The organism is Streptomyces sp. NBC_00647, assembly GCF_045207245.1.
Lineage (GTDB): Bacteria > Actinomycetota > Actinomycetes > Streptomycetales > Streptomycetaceae > Streptomyces.
In genome coordinates this window covers 1758772-1772362 of the sequence record NZ_CP109040.1, presented here as the reverse complement: position 1 = coordinate 1772362, position 13591 = coordinate 1758772, and the positions used below count along the sequence as shown (strand labels likewise).

Here is a 13591-nt window from a genome sequence, read left to right as displayed (position 1 = left end):
GCGGCCGTCGCCTCTCACGGCAGCCGCCTTAAAGACGCTTCCGTTGGCGCTTGGGCTGGCGTCCTTGGTCAGGCAACCGAACGGCAAGCGGGAGCATTGCTGCGCTTCAAATCCCCGTGACCTGCAGAGAGATCCGAACTACTGGGGGGGCGGGTGCCCGTGCGGTAGACAGCGGACGGACGGTCGGAATGCACGAGCCGACTCGCACGATCACCAGGACAGAGTGACCATCGAGATATGCGAGTGCGGTACATCGCCGCCGTATCGGCTGGCTGGCTGGTTCTCCGACGTCTGCGAAACGTGGACGGCGCTCCAGCACCGCCCGTCGACGCTGACGACGCTCCCTCACGGCGCCTGATGTTAGACATCTCTCTGCAGGAGCGTTCACACCAGACCACTGCCGTTACCGGGCTCAATGCCTTCGCGGCCGCGCTTCTCGGTTTTGATGCCGTCCTCGGTGTTGTGGGCCTTGGCATTGAGTCCTGCCCGAACTGGAAGGGAGCCGCGCTCGCCTCCCTTGCGACAAGCATGTTGTTCGTCCTGCTGTCGCTGGCGGACTTCGTGGTTCCCTCCAAGAAGCTACGCCGCGAGCCCCCAGGACTGTTCCGGAAGTTCTTTCCCCGGCGGCCGTGGTCCATCTCTCCTGAGAGTCTCATCAAGCACTTCGACAAACCGTTGACGAAGAGCGAGAAGATCGCGTTCACGACAGCTGCTCAGGTCTATCTCAACACCACCCAGTACGTGATCAAGCCCAAGAAGCGCTGCCTTACCTCCGCGGTACTCTTTCTAGTATCGGCCCTGGTCCTAGGGGGCATCGGGGTAGGTGTGAAGGCTGTGAGGTGATCCCATGAGTCTGAAGAAGAGGATTCAAGCATCGCGAATGCAGCGTGTTCGCACCCACATCGGCCTCAACCGCAAGAAGGGCCTATCCGGGAAGAAGGCTGAAGCATCGCCAACGCCCACCCTGGACGAACTCTCCAAGAAGTATTTCGACGAATCCCTGCTCACTCACGGGGAGTAGCGAAAAAGCAGGCACTCGGCAACCCTGAGTAAGCAGCATGTGACCATTCCCGCTGGCCGACCCACAGGAGCTGGATGCCGGCCTGGCCCCTCAGTCGGCAGGGTCCCCCTCTACCCCGGATCCGGCACCCACACCACATGCCACGCGAGCAACCTGCGCCTCCCCTGACGCTTGAACTTGCTCAATCATCAGGGAAGGTGGGCAGATCCCGGCGACCTGCGTAAAACGTATGTGAGGCCCGGCCGCTGACGGGCGCCCCGGGCCTCTGCGCGATCGGGGTCTGCTGATGCGGACCGCCTCGATGGTGATGGCGCCGCTGGCGCGACCGGTCCAGCCGCCGCCGCAGTGGGCTTCCGACTTCCGCGACGGTCTAGGGTCTGACGGGCAGCCCGGCCCCCGTAACGCTCTGGCGGGGTCGGGCTCGCTCGCTCCTGATGCCTCCCGAAAGGGCACTGGAGGACACCGTCGGCAGCCGGCTCTGTACACGAGAACCGATCCCTGCTGGAGGTCGCGGTGCCCCCGTTTGCTCTGCCTGCCCCGCTTGCTCTGGCGCGCGCGGTCGAGGCCGTTCCCGAGTCGTCGGGCTGGATGCTGGAGCCGAAGTGGGACGGATGGCGTTGCCAGATCCACACCGCGACCGGGCGAGTGTGGAGCCGCCACGGCACTGATCTGTCCCGACAGTTCAGCGACATCGCACGCGCTGCGTCGAGCCTGCCGGACGCAGTCCTGGACGGCGAGCTGGTTGCGGTCCTCAAGGACGGATCCGGGGTGGCCTTCGACCGGCTGCAGAGCCGGACCGGCAGCCGCGGCCCTCGAACAGGTGCCGACTTCACTGTCCACGTCGCGCTCTTCGACGTCCTCGCGGTCGGCGAGCAGGACTGGCGGCAGCACCCTTACACCGAACGTCGTGCCGAACTGCTGCACCTCCTCGAGCAAGGACCGCCCACGCTGCGCGCGGTACCGGCCACCGAGAACCACGAGCAGGCCCTGGACTGGGTCGGTGCGCTGGCTGGGGTGGAAGGGCTGGTGTGCAAACGGGCCGACGGCCGGTACGCGGCGGGCCTGGCTTCGGGGTGGGTGAAGTGGCGCCTGCGCCACACCACCGAGGCGGTGGTCATCGGGGTGACCGGCCGGACTCCGGCGGCCCAAGCCCTCGTCCTGGGCCGGCCTCACGGCGGGAGGATGCGTGCCGTGGCTGTGAGCCTTCCGCTTCCTCAGCACGTCCGTGCCGCCGTGGCGCCGCTGCTACGCGCGGCGGGCGGGGAGATGCGCGAGCTGCCGGGCACGGTGGGCGGACTTCCCGGCGCCGACCCGGTGCGCTTCCTGCCGGTGGAGCCCGAAGTGGTGGTCGAGATCGAGGTCGACCAGGACCGGCTGGAGTTCGGCCGCTATCGGCACAGGCCGCGCGTGCGGCGCGTACGCGGCGACCTCACACCGGACCTCATCGACGACGGAACGTAGCCTCTACATCCGAGCCTCGGGGCAGGAAGTCGACGACTCCTTCGAGCCGTGGCGAGACCTGATCACCGACATCCGCGCGCTACGACTCACCGTCTACGACATTGCCGACCGGCTGCGCTCCTGGCAAAGCACCGCGGGAGCCGAAGTTGTTGGGCAGATGGGCAGAGCGGCAGTACTTCACGCTTCCGTCCTCCTCGAGGGCCTCAGCGGTGGCGCCAGTGGTGATGAACCTGTTGTACGTCGGCTTCCACGATGTCGCGCAGGTCGTCGTCGTTCGGGGGTATGTCCAGGCCTAGGGTTCCGGCGATCTGGCGGTAGGACGTGGTCAGGTCCGGGTCCCCGGCGGCGACGAGGGAGGATAGGAGTGCTTGGTCGCTGGGAGTGCTCTGGTCAACGAGCGTCAGGACTTGCACGCGGTCGGCGAGGGTCATGCGGGGGAGTGCGGTTCCGAGTTGCTGTTCCAGGTGGGCCCAGGTGGTGGTCTGTTGCTTGCGTGCGGTCTTCTTCAGTGCCCCGCGCACGGCGGCGGCCGCGGCTTGAAGCACGTCCGGAGGGAGTTCTCGACGGGCCGGGTTCGGGCGGTCCTTCTTGGCCGGCCGCGACGTCTTCCTGATCCAGTAGCGGGCATCGCGCTGCTCGTCGGCGGACAGCCAGTCGCCGGCGGCGTCCGCGACGGTTTCCAGCTCTCGGCCGAGCTCGCGCTGTTCGTCGCGGGAGAGGTGGAAGCGCTGTGTGTCGAGGTGGTCCAGGATGAACCGGGCCCGGCGCAGGGCCTCACGGCGGTCCCGTCGTTCCTGACGCGAGGCGTTCGATGTTGCCGTCTGCTGCGGCTTCTCCCTCCTCTTCGGCGCGGGCTGGGGCGGTTCTCTCCGTGGGGGCTCAGGCCAGGCAGCCGCTGTCGCCTTGCCGGGTGCACGTTTGGGGCGTGGGGCCAGCAGCGGGTGCAGCACGGACCGCGGCGGGGTGTCGGGGAGGTGGTCCTGGCGGCGAACGAAGGCGCGGGCCGCGGCCAGGACGCGCTGTTCCTCGGCGCTGGCTCCGCGACGGGTGAGGGCGGTGGCGGTCTGCAGCTGGGAGCGCACGTCCCAGGCCCGGCGTTCGGCGACGGCCGTTTCGAGGTCGGCGAAGACCCGCTGCTGGTAGTCCTCATGGACGGCGAGCCAGGACCGGGCTTCGGCCAGGGCCTCTTCGGCTTCCGCCCGGACCGCGGGGTCGAGCTGGTCGAGGAAGTCGGTGCTGCCGCCGCACAGCCGTCGGACATGCTCGACCGTTCCGGCACGTTGGGCGGCCTCAAGGCCGCGGATGAACCGGATGACGTTCTCAGGCAAGGCGCCCGGACGGTGCACCTGTTCGGCCGGGGCGGGCGTGGGGCCGGTGGGGGCGGGCTGGCGGCGCAGGATGTCTGTGGCGGCCGGGGTGATCAGGCCGTCCTCGTTCCACGAGCAGTCGGCCAGCGGCACCCACTCGGTGGGCCGGGCCAGGCTCTGCGTACCGATCCACACCTGTCGGCCGGCGCCGTGGTTCTCGCACCGGACCCGGTACACGTATGGGCAGCGGGACAGGATCCCCGGCTCCGGCATCACGCCCGGGCCCAGAACGGGAGTGCGGCCGGCCGCCCAGTCCGGCGCCACGGAGCCGTCCATGTGGACCCGCAGCGCCACGCCGTCGTCGAGGTCGACGTCCAGGAGCGAGCCGATCGGCGCCGGGTAGGCGAAGCGGCCGGTGCGACCGTAGTCCAGGAGGGAATGGGCCATCGCCGCCTTCACGTACAGGTGATCGGCGCTGGACTGTCCGACCTTCGGCCGGCGGCAGTCGTGCGGGGCACCGCCCGGCTGCGGTTGATGCTGGAAGTGGCACTGCCGGTCGAGGTACAGCTTGTGCGCGAGCTGGGCACCGCAGCCGCCGAGCAGGAGCCCGCACCAGAACGTGTCGTGGTCGTGCAGGCGGCGGAAGGCGTCCAGTTGGACGGCCTCGGTCGGCAGGACGACGGGCACGTCCGAGTGCTCGTCACCGATCACCGCCGTCTGCACCAGCCGTGTGTCCCGCACGTCGACGCCCCCCAACAGCCCGCCGACCACGATAGATCCGCAGGCAGCACCGCCAACAGGGGGCGAACCGTTCAGGTCGCCGGGCCAACTTCGGTACGCGCTACGACGCCCAGAACCCGGGCGTCAGTGGCTGTAGTCGCTGCTCGACCAATCGGAAGGAAACGTCCCGGCCTCTTGACGTTGGTCTGAGCGCGGGCGGATCGTAGCGGTTCGCTCACGTTCCACCCCGAGAGGGGGCATCTATGGCGCTCACCTGGCGCTACGTCGTGCAGCCCGACGGCGACTTCTGTCGCGTCGCCAACATCGACGGCAGCCTCGACAACACCAGCGACGAGGAGCTCGCCCGGCTCTGGGCCGGCCGGGACAAGGACGAACAGCCGAACCGGCCCTGCTCCCGCTGCGGCGCCACGCTCCTGCTGCAGTGGAACGGTCCGCTCATGACTGGCGTGTGGATGGAGCTGTGCTCCGTCTGCGACGCTCACCGGCTGGCCGCCCGGGCGTTCATCGACTGGTACGGCGATCCGGACCGCGATCTCACGGCCGTGGCCCGGCTGTTCGAGGACTGGGAGGCCGAGACCATGCGCGCCCACGGCTGGGCCCGCGCTCCGCAGCCCGAAACCGCACCCGGTGCGAGACCGCACCTGAGCCTTGTGCCGCCGGGTTCCGGTGCGAGGGCAGACGCCGAAGCCCCTGAGACCGACTGACCGGCGGCCCGCGGGGATGGACGCGAGCGTGGTGGGACTAGCGGGTACGGCGATCGGCGCGCTGGGGGCTGTGGCCGGCGGCTGGGTCTCCGTCCTCGGTCAAGGTCGCCAACAGCAGAGGCAGTTGCACGCCGACCGCGAGCATCGACGTGAAGCCGCACGTCGGGAGGCCTACGGCGCATGTATCGCGAGCACGAAGCTGCTGTCGAACGCGTGGTGGCGGTTCGCCAACCTGGTGACCAACGAGCAGTCCACGCCGGACCAGTGGCGGGCGGCGTTTGCGGAAGCGCACGAGGCGTGGACCCAGTTCAGCACCTCCGTCGCCTCCGTCGCCGTTGCCGGGCCGGTCGCCGCCGCGGAGGCGGCCGAGCATCTGCGTGTGGTGATGTACGACTGGGAGAAGGCCGGGATTGACTGGCTTGCTGCGGCCTTGCGGGAAGGTCATGGTCGTCTCGATGAGCACTCCGAGCGTTTTCAGGAGGCGTGGCAGGCGAAACGTGCCCCGGACCGCGCTTTCCAGGAAGCCGCCCGAAAAGCCCTGGGAACCGAAGCGCCCTAGCTGTAGCCAGGGACATCGCAGTCGGCGATCCGTCCGGCTGACGTGCAGCCGGGGAAGCCCCCGGGATCAACTGACATGGAGTGCCCCGGCAGATGGCACTACGCCTCCGCCTGGTGAACGACTCTGAGGGATAGCAGGCCCTCGGTCGTGCACAGGCGGTCCGACGCCCCGCCGACTTCGGTCTGGAGGAGCTGGTAGTCCGCGCCGTGCTCCCCTCCCCAGTGCATCGCCGCACGCCACAGGGTCCGGCCGTGGCCGCGCCCGCGGTGCTCGGGCAGGACGCCGAAGTACTGGGCAGCAGGCGGACGGCTCCGGTCGCGTCGGGCAGGGTCTCCATCGGGCCGATGGCACCGGCCACCCGGCCGCCGTCGCGGACAACGAGAACGGGCCCGACGGTGCCGGCCCGCATCCGCGCGTGCAGGAACACGACCCCGTGCGAAGCCATGGCGTCCGCGAACTCCGCGAACCCCGCCGTCTCGGGGAGCTGCGCGGCCTCCAGGACGGTCCCACCGGGCGCCGGTCCGGCCCCGGCGGTGAAGTCCTTGTACTGGACGCGCGTACCACCCCGGGCGCGTTCCTCGGGCTCGCCGGGACCCAGGAACGACACCACCCGGGCACGCGCTGCACCTTGGGCGTCGGCGAGCTGCCGGGCGAGGTCCGCAACGTCGTCCAGGCCCTCCCCGTACACGTGTACGCGGATCGTGCCGGCACCGCGCTCCAAGAACGTCGGGATCAGCGTCCGCTGCCGGTCGTGCTCGATCGCGTCGACCAGGACGCGCACCGCCTTCCTCTCCGACCAACGGCGGTCCTTGTCGTGCGGGAGGCACCGGCCGTCGAGGCCGCCGCCACCACCGCGGCGAACAGCTCGGGGAGCGGACTGCCGGGGTGTACCGGCCCGAGGGTCGGCACGTACGGCACGGGCATGACGCGCTCGACCACGTCCCAGCGGAAGCTGCGGAAGCTCATGGCCGCTCGCTACGTCCAGTCGTCAGCGACCGTTTAGGGGTGCTGCTCAGCCACCCGGCGAACCTCGATCGCCGTTCACTCGTAGCCCGTCGGCCCGAGAGGAGACCGGAGGGAACGTGGTGGAGATTGTGCGGTACACCGGTAGACATGAAGCTGGCCGACCTCAGTCCGCTGTTCGCCCGCCGCATCGAGCGGGGACCCGCCTTCGCCTTTCAGGAATTTCGTGCCGACCCTGTGCTGGCACCGCTTCGCTGGCCGGACTGTGTCCTGGAGCAGTTCCTCTACGAGCACGGTGGCAGCCACCTGCCCTTTGAGGAGGACTATGGGCACATCGATCTCGAGGGCATCACGTGGCGCCTAGAGATGATCTCGCGTACAGACTTCCGCGACATGCCCACCGGAGCGTCCGAGGCTGGTCTCATCGACCACATTGCCGAAAACCCGGTGTACTGGGTCAGCGTTCGTCCCGAACGCATCGGCTGCCACTGGGAAGATCACGGCACCTGGATGCGTCCTCCGCTCCTGATCGACCGGCGTCTCCTGGCACCGCCGGACGGGGGTCTTCAGGTCCTGGAGGGGCGGACCCGCGTCGGTGTTCTCCGAGGCCGCCTGCGCGAGGGCTTGAAGGTGGCGCCTTGCCACCAAGCGTGGGTCGGACGCCCGCGGGAGGCCTCCGCCTAACGCTGGCTGTCCCGGACAGGCCGAATGGGCCATCCGTTGTTCTGCTGCCCCAGAACAACCCGGTTCACCTGGTGCTACCGGCGTGCTCATCCCCGGGCCTGAGGAGGGCGCTGTCGCTGGTCGTGAAGCGCCTTGAGGCCCTGAGCAGCGGGAAGGGAGGGGCGCGGCTGTCATCTGGCGGCGAGGAAGTGGGACTCACTGATCGCGTTCTGGGGGGCAGATCAGATGCACGTAGGAGACGCCGCCCTGATTCACGCAGTCCTGCGCCAAGTCGTGAACGTGCCAGAAGTAGTCGAGATCAGGTTCTACGGCGTTCACGGTTGTCGCGACGGGCGTGAATCTGTGCAGAGGGGTCGATGTGTCGGTGTAGGTGAAGCCAATCTGGTCTTTCGTCAGGATGGCGAGGGGTTCGCTGCCGGTCCATTCGATCCCGACGCGCAGGTCGTACTCGTCGTTGCTGGTTGCCTCCGCCGTGGCCCGGAGCAGTGCCATCAGGTCGGCTACCGCGCACTCGATGGCGTAGGACTCGATCTGGTGGCCGTCGAAGTGTCCTGGACCCGCTTCCGGTGTTGGATGACCACCGACTGCTGCGGCCAGAGAGACCGAGCCGTCGTGGTGGATCGCGAGCCACGCCTCCTTCCATCGTGACCGTTCGCTCGTTGCGGTATTCACGCAAACCCAGCGGCGCAGGCCTGGACGTGGATTGAGCATGTCCACGTTCTCCAGTGGGTGCATCCCTCGCCTGCTCGCGTACTTCAGTGCGAGTTTTTCCGTCTGGTTGAGCACCGCTCGGGCGCCCTCGCGTGTCAGTCGCTCTGACAGGCGGGGAACGCGCGGGTGAGCGACGCCCATGAGCCAGGCTCTCTTGTGCATATCCCGGCCGGCGGACACGTCGGTGAAGAGTGCGTCCAGGGCCTCTGTGGCATGGCGGCGCTCCTCGAACCGGGCGCGATACATCGCCTCGATCTGCCGCTCCTTCATCCAGACCGTGTCGGCGTCGTTGCGTACGGGCGCGCCGAAGTAGTCGCCTCTGTAGATCAGATGGGGTCCGTCGACGCTTGCGGGGATCTCCACCACGACAGCCCGGTTTCCTGTGGTCCCAAGGCTATGGATGTTCAGTCCGAACACCGGCGGGGAGATGGCTGTGATGGCGACGCTTCGCAACGAGCGCTCATAGACCTCGGTGAGCTCGCCGGCATCCATCCTCCCAGCGGCCGCCTTCTGAGACTCGCAGACGCCGTAGATGATCACGCCGCCGCCGCTGTTGGCCATCGCCGCAACGTCCTTGGGGAAGTCCGTCTGCGACAACCCCTTGGCTGGGGGCAAGTTGGTCTTCCAGTCCAGATCATTCGTTTCCATCACGCCTGCCGCTACCGCGGCATCAAGAAGATCCTCGGTCCACGGTCCTGGAGGGACTCCGAGTGCACGGTGAAGCGCAGTGAAGCTCATTCACTCACTTTAGAGACAAGGAGGCCACTGGCCCGCCTTGCGCACCACGGTGCCGGGCGCCTGGTCGACGAGCTGCTTGCCACGCTGGTCGCGGTCATACCGGCAGGCCGCCGTGTGCGGGTCGATCCTGAAGTAGTGGGAGGTGAGACTGTCCGGATCATCAGCGTTGCCGTGCCGGGCACTCACCCGGGCCCCGCACCCGCCACACTTCAGGGGCGCCATATACCGCGGCTCGGGCTGGCGATCGATCTCGGACCGGTCGTAGCGGTCCCCGCGGCTGTCCGTGCCCCACGGGATCCGCACCCCCCGCTTCTTCGCCTGCTTCGGCACACACTCTCCCCTGCAGCGCCCCCAACCGACGGGGCGCCCTCCCCTGATCCTGCCCTCCCATCGGCGGGGCCCGTACCGGAACCTCGCGAAATCAGGATCTCGTAGCGCGCAGGCTCTGACTTGATCAGGCCAGCAGGGCGCTGGTCGAGGTGCGCTTCGGTGTAGTGGGTGAGGACTCAGCGCCGCCACGGTCCCGGGTCCTCACCCTTCGCGCATCGACCGGTGCGCCCTGCCCGATGTACGTGGCCGGGGGCAGCGGACACGTAGTTCGGGCCGGAGCCGGCCACAGGGATCGCGTCGGGCCGACTGCACTCCACAGTGAGCCCGTTCGGCAGGCGTCGCACGCCGCGTCCGTACGTACGAGTGAGGCCAGCATGCGATTCCACCTCTGTGGTGGCATGGGGCGGGCCAACGGTCATAGACGGTCATCTCGCGCCGCGCGGAGGACAGCGACGTGAGCGACTGAGACGTAGAGCGCTCAGGGAGATGACGGCGAGTGTTCCTCGGGGTGGCGAAGGAGCGGACCTGGGCCGGCAGCTCGGCGACCAGGGACTGCGGGGGACAGGTAGCCGCGTTCCCGGGCTGCTTTGATCCAGTCCTTGATGGTGGGCTCTGGCCGGTCGAACAGCCTGGCCAGGCGCCGGGTAAGCCCCGGTCCGTTGATGGCTTCGCGGAGATATGCGTGGGCCACCCTGTGCAAGAGGCTTTCGTCGAGCTGCGGTCGCCCTCGCTGCGCCGGTGTGGCGAGGAGGTGTGCGTTCTCCAGCGCTTGCACGGTTCGGGGCGCCAGGTCTGGTCCCGCCGCCCGGGATCGCCCGAGGACGATGACGCCCTCGTCTCTCCAGGACTGGTCAGCCAGTTCGGCTTGGGCTCGGGCGAGGATCTGGCCCACAGGGATGCGACGCAGCACGTCGCCGGTGACCGGCACCAACACTGCCGGCCGCTCATCCTGGTCCGGCGCGTCTTCATTGTTTTCTGGCGGCCCGACGAAGTCTCCGAAGTCGTCCCAGTACCCCCAACCCGGGCGCCACAGTTCCAGTTCGATCAGGCCGAGTCCGGAACCCTGGTTGGCCAGGATTCCGTGCACCGTGACCGGCAGATCGGCTGCCTTGTAGACGAAGTCCGCGACGTAGCCTGGCCCGCGGCTGCGCTCTTTGATGAACAGGGTGAGCGACGGGCCTGGTACGGCATCCTCGGGGATCTCCTCCAGGCTGACGTAGGCGTCCCAAGGTTCCATCACCGTCGAGACGAGTGATCCCTTCCACAGGTCCAACTCCTGCGTGCTGCGCGCACAGTCGTAGGAGTGGTCGCGCACCCGAGGATGGTCGGGCCGCAAGCGTCGCTCGTCTTCGGGGGCCTCGGGGTTGACGTAGTCCTCTGCACTGAACTGTGGCTTAGGCATGCCCCCACAGTAAAAGTCACCGGTTCGCATACTGGAGGGGAAAAGCGGGTGAGTAGGTCAGCGGAACAAGTCACCCGCACCGGCCTTCGCTGGCGACGTCGAGGCCAATGGCTTCGGCAAGCCGGTTGCGTCAGGTTCCAGGCTTGAAGCGGCGGAACATGTCTGGGAGGAACTGCTGCAGAAGGGCCTCCGCAGCGTCGAGGTGCTTGAGTTCACTGTGGCCGAAGCGGAACACCTCATACCCTCTGAGTTTGAGATCTCGGTCGGCGGCGACCATGTCTGCGTACTTGCTGGAATCGGGAGTGCGGCCGCGGTCGCGGGTGTAGTGCTGGGATCCGTCGACCTCCAGGACGACGCGCTGGCCGTGAGGCAGCAGCAACAGGAAGTCCATGCGGGAGCGCAGCAGTGCTTCGGGGCCCCGTTCCTTGACAGTGCGGTGGTCCCAGTGCAGCCACACTTCGGGGAGGAGAGCTGGATCCTCAGGAGTGGGCCCGAGAATTCGGTGGTAGGCGATGAAGAGGTTCTTCTGGCCTTCCGAGTTGTCCGGCAGGCTTTGGAGGAGCCTCTGGTGCAGATCGCTTCGTGCTTCAGCCTCAGCACTGATCTTGTGGGTGTCCTGCCACCAGGCGTGGAGATCGCGCCATCGCAGGCCCTCTATGGGGATCTCACGGTCATAGACGAGGGTGTCGTCCGGACTCTCTCCGACGATCTCGATGTCGTTGTCGACCGAAGACCGGAAGCGGATGTCCGGCTTGGTCAGTGAGGCGAAGATGATGTTCTTCGGCCGCCGGTGGCCTTGCAGGCGCGTGGACACCACGGCGAATACTGGGTAACCGCCGTCACTGCCGACTGCCCTCAACTCGACTCCAGCGGCCCGGAGACAGTCGTTGATCGTGCTGACAGTCTTGTCCTGGAGGTGCTCGTCCAGGAGGACGTCGGCTGACACCAGGCCCTCCAGGAAACGGGCGAACCTGGCGTCCCCGGCCTCGAACGCACCGAGGGTGTCGAAGAGGTCCTCGGTCGACCAGTCTCCAGGGTTACGGAAGACATGCCGCTCGATGCGGTCCCGCAGTGTCACCTGACGCATGCCGTTCAGGAGCAGGCCCTCAAGCGCCTCGAAGGAGAGGCCCGGGTCTTCGGCTGTCCAGAGTCGGTCAAGCAGCTGCAGGAACCGGTCGTGATGTTGGGCCAACTCCGACAGGTCGAGGGCACGTGCCAGTTCACGGCGGATCTTCTTGGGTATCTCGGGCGACGACCCTGCCCACAGCAGGTCCTCGAGTTGATACCGGATCGACGGACTCACCTGAACTCGACTCTGTTCCAGGATGCGTCGCGTGACCTGTGGAAGATCAGCGTCGGGCACCTTGCCCAGGCTCAGTTGGATCCGCTCACGTTTACTCCCGGCATCCTCCGGTACCGGGGGCATTCCCAGTTGTTCGAAGGCCGGATTCAGTTCCCGGTGCGTCAGAAAGCCAAGCCCTGCGACCACCTCGCCGACCAGTGCGCGAAGCGTTGAACGATCAGTACTGTCGACCATCCACCGATGGTCGCAGAGGCGGCCTGGCAGCGTGGCTCATCGGCCCGCCTCAGTCCATGGACGAAGGCGAGACGGTGGAGTTGACGACCGACTCAAGCCCCGCCGATCATCTGGCACGTCCCATCCCCGAGGTCTCTCCCCCCTCGGACTGGCATCCTCACCGACCGTGGGCGGCGCAGAGCTCGACGAGAAAACGCATGGCCCTGCGCCGTGCCCTCCGCCAACTCCTGCGCACCCTGCCCGGCGCCTGACTTGCCGCGCCGACCTCAAGGAGGTCGGAGGCGGGAACATCCCTCTTCGAGCTGTTGGACAGGATCGGAAGCCTGACTGACGAGGGCCGATACGGAGTGAGCTTCCGCCGAGCCCTCACGTCGCACTGGCGCGGGGCAGGTTGGGACCCGAGGCCCACCCGCACGTAATGGCTGCTGCTCTGCCTGGGTTACAGTCCCGCATGGGCATTGCAGACACTTCCATCGCGGCTCTTTCGGCCGCGTTCAGCGGACTCGCTGCTTTCGGGGCTTGGAAGGCGTCGCGTGAGGCGAACGATGCCGCGGCTTCCGTTGTTCGGATCGAACGGGACCGCTGGTACGACGCGCTGACTCCTCAACTCCGTTTGAAACTGCAGCAGTCGGACGGACTGCTGCTCTACGTCCGCTTTGACGGTCCGGCCCAGCTGGGTCGGCTCAGCGTACGACTCACCATCCGTGACGACTTCGACCGTTCCCAGGTGCCCAGCCTTGCCGGCGGTCCGACACCGGACGAGATCGAACGGACCATCTGGGGCCCCTACCGGTTCCAGCCCGGGATCAACGGTGCCGACCCACTAGGGCGGAGTGTCCCACCGTTTCCACTGGAGGCGGGCGACCGCACCAGGCTGGCTCTTGACCCGTCTGTAAAGCCGACTTGGTACGAAGGCGCTGATGGTGAGGAGCGCTGGCGGCAGCAGTACCAGGACGCGACGATCAGGCTGTGGGTCGACTGCGAAGCCGAGGGACACAAGCCGTGGCGACTCAGCTTCGGAGTCACGCCGGACGGCCGGTGGGCGCAGACGGGCCGCACCGTCGGCAGCTGAGATGTCGGTGTCGCGAGTCTGCGATACGAAGAGCTGCGCGCCGCCTACGAAGGGGCCACCGCTCTTCTCGGGCACGAACCCGGCGGGCTGGAGCACGCCGTATGGCGGTTCAAGTCACAGGCCGGCTGACGGCTCGAGTAGTCACATACCGGTTTGATCTCCGTGGAGCCAGTGTTCGCGAGGGAGGGCCGGGCAAATGCCGAGTGGGCTGCTTATCGAAGGGCTGGGCTGGTGGTCAGGGCTACCGAGTGCAGGTGGGGGCAGGGTTTCGCTCGAGCGGAGATGCGGGGGAGTAGCGCGCGGCGTGCGTGCGGGGCACGGGGGTTCGGGGAGCAGGAGCGGCGGCGACCGAACCACGGAG

14 protein-coding genes are annotated in these 13591 nt (G+C 67.6%); 8 read left to right on the top strand and 6 right to left on the bottom strand.

Annotated features, from left to right (window positions below):
* The first annotated feature begins 237 nt into the window (after window positions 1-237).
* The 3 genes from OG788_RS07780 to OG788_RS07770 all read left to right on the top strand — a co-directional run bounded on the left by OG788_RS07780 (window position 238) and on the right by OG788_RS07770 (window position 2482).
* Window positions 238-843 carry a hypothetical protein gene (locus OG788_RS07780; protein ID WP_406369697.1) on the top strand — a complete coding sequence of 202 codons (606 nt, stop codon included), beginning with the start codon at window positions 238-240 and terminating at the stop codon, window positions 841-843.
* A 4-nt stretch (window positions 844-847) separates the two neighbouring features.
* Window positions 848-1021 (top strand): hypothetical protein, encoded by a 174-nt coding sequence (locus tag OG788_RS07775; RefSeq protein ID WP_319648369.1) that lies wholly within the window; start codon window positions 848-850, stop codon window positions 1019-1021.
* Between the two features lie 513 nt (window positions 1022-1534).
* On the top strand, window positions 1535-2482 hold the full coding sequence (locus tag OG788_RS07770) for a hypothetical protein (RefSeq protein ID WP_406369696.1): 948 nt from the start codon (window positions 1535-1537) through the stop codon (window positions 2480-2482).
* A gap of 203 nt (window positions 2483-2685) precedes the next feature.
* On the opposite strand, the gene OG788_RS07765 is transcribed toward OG788_RS07770, so the two are convergent.
* Window positions 2686-4530: a hypothetical protein gene (locus tag OG788_RS07765; protein ID WP_406369694.1), complete on the bottom strand. Its 1845-nt coding sequence runs from the start codon at window positions 4528-4530 to the stop codon at window positions 2686-2688.
* Between the two features lie 242 nt (window positions 4531-4772).
* On the opposite strand from OG788_RS07765, the gene OG788_RS07760 reads away from it, so the two are divergent.
* Window positions 4773-5234 (top strand): DUF6300 family protein, encoded by a 462-nt coding sequence (locus OG788_RS07760; RefSeq protein ID WP_406369692.1) that lies wholly within the window; start codon window positions 4773-4775, stop codon window positions 5232-5234.
* A 16-nt stretch (window positions 5235-5250) separates the two neighbouring features.
* Window positions 5251-5793 carry a hypothetical protein gene (locus OG788_RS07755; protein ID WP_406369690.1) on the top strand — a complete coding sequence of 181 codons (543 nt, stop codon included), beginning with the start codon at window positions 5251-5253 and terminating at the stop codon, window positions 5791-5793.
* Window positions 5794-5891: 98 nt separating this feature from the next.
* On the opposite strand, the gene OG788_RS07750 is transcribed toward OG788_RS07755, so the two are convergent.
* Entirely contained in the window at window positions 5892-6071 is a 180-nt protein-coding gene (locus OG788_RS07750) for a GNAT family N-acetyltransferase (protein WP_406376698.1), read from the bottom strand.
* Window positions 6072-6226: 155 nt separating this feature from the next.
* Between OG788_RS07750 and OG788_RS07745 the strand changes: the two genes are divergently transcribed.
* Both OG788_RS07745 and OG788_RS07740 read left to right on the top strand, forming a co-directional pair.
* The gene (locus tag OG788_RS07745; RefSeq protein WP_406377037.1) at window positions 6227-6796 is read left to right on the top strand and encodes a hypothetical protein; all 570 of its coding nucleotides are present in this window, start codon (window positions 6227-6229) and stop codon (window positions 6794-6796) included.
* 110 nt (window positions 6797-6906) lie between these two features.
* A complete protein-coding gene (locus OG788_RS07740) occupies window positions 6907-7440 on the top strand; it encodes a hypothetical protein (RefSeq protein WP_406369688.1) in 534 nt (177 codons plus the stop codon).
* 195 nt (window positions 7441-7635) lie between these two features.
* Here the strand turns inward: OG788_RS07740 and OG788_RS07735 are convergent, their stop codons facing one another.
* From OG788_RS07735 to OG788_RS07720, 4 genes are all read right to left on the bottom strand, one after another.
* A complete protein-coding gene (locus OG788_RS07735) occupies window positions 7636-8889 on the bottom strand; it encodes a helix-turn-helix domain-containing protein (protein WP_406369686.1) in 1254 nt (417 codons plus the stop codon).
* A 9-nt stretch (window positions 8890-8898) separates the two neighbouring features.
* Entirely contained in the window at window positions 8899-9219 is a 321-nt protein-coding gene (locus tag OG788_RS07730) for a hypothetical protein (protein WP_406369685.1), read from the bottom strand.
* Between the two features lie 478 nt (window positions 9220-9697).
* Window positions 9698-10621, bottom strand: coding sequence for a hypothetical protein (locus tag OG788_RS07725; RefSeq protein ID WP_406369684.1), 924 nt, complete (start codon window positions 10619-10621; stop codon window positions 9698-9700).
* Between the two features lie 130 nt (window positions 10622-10751).
* Window positions 10752-12158: a hypothetical protein gene (locus OG788_RS07720; RefSeq protein WP_406369682.1), complete on the bottom strand. Its 1407-nt coding sequence runs from the start codon at window positions 12156-12158 to the stop codon at window positions 10752-10754.
* A 418-nt stretch (window positions 12159-12576) separates the two neighbouring features.
* Here OG788_RS07720 and OG788_RS07715 point away from each other — a divergent pair, with 418 nt between their 5' ends.
* Window positions 12577-13230 (top strand): hypothetical protein, encoded by a 654-nt coding sequence (locus OG788_RS07715; protein ID WP_406369681.1) that lies wholly within the window; start codon window positions 12577-12579, stop codon window positions 13228-13230.
* Window positions 13231-13591: the final 361 nt, after the last annotated feature.

Excerpts from the sequence above, each read along its gene's own strand:
- OG788_RS07780 (WP_406369697.1), top strand. The coding sequence starts at position 238 with ATGCGAGTGCGGTACATCGCCGCCGTATCGGCTGGCTGGCTGGTTCTC.
- OG788_RS07775 (WP_319648369.1), top strand. The coding sequence starts at position 848 with ATGAGTCTGAAGAAGAGGATTCAAGCATCGCGAATGCAGCGTGTTCGC.
- OG788_RS07760 (WP_406369692.1), top strand. The coding sequence starts at position 4,773 with ATGGCGCTCACCTGGCGCTACGTCGTGCAGCCCGACGGCGACTTCTGT.
- OG788_RS07755 (WP_406369690.1), top strand. The coding sequence starts at position 5,251 with ATGGACGCGAGCGTGGTGGGACTAGCGGGTACGGCGATCGGCGCGCTG.
- OG788_RS07740 (WP_406369688.1), top strand. The coding sequence starts at position 6,907 with ATGAAGCTGGCCGACCTCAGTCCGCTGTTCGCCCGCCGCATCGAGCGG.
- OG788_RS07735 (WP_406369686.1), bottom strand. The coding sequence starts at position 8,889 with ATGAGCTTCACTGCGCTTCACCGTGCACTCGGAGTCCCTCCAGGACCG.
- OG788_RS07725 (WP_406369684.1), bottom strand. The coding sequence starts at position 10,621 with ATGCCTAAGCCACAGTTCAGTGCAGAGGACTACGTCAACCCCGAGGCC.
- OG788_RS07720 (WP_406369682.1), bottom strand. The coding sequence starts at position 12,158 with ATGGTCGACAGTACTGATCGTTCAACGCTTCGCGCACTGGTCGGCGAG.
- OG788_RS07715 (WP_406369681.1), top strand. The coding sequence starts at position 12,577 with ATGGCTGCTGCTCTGCCTGGGTTACAGTCCCGCATGGGCATTGCAGAC.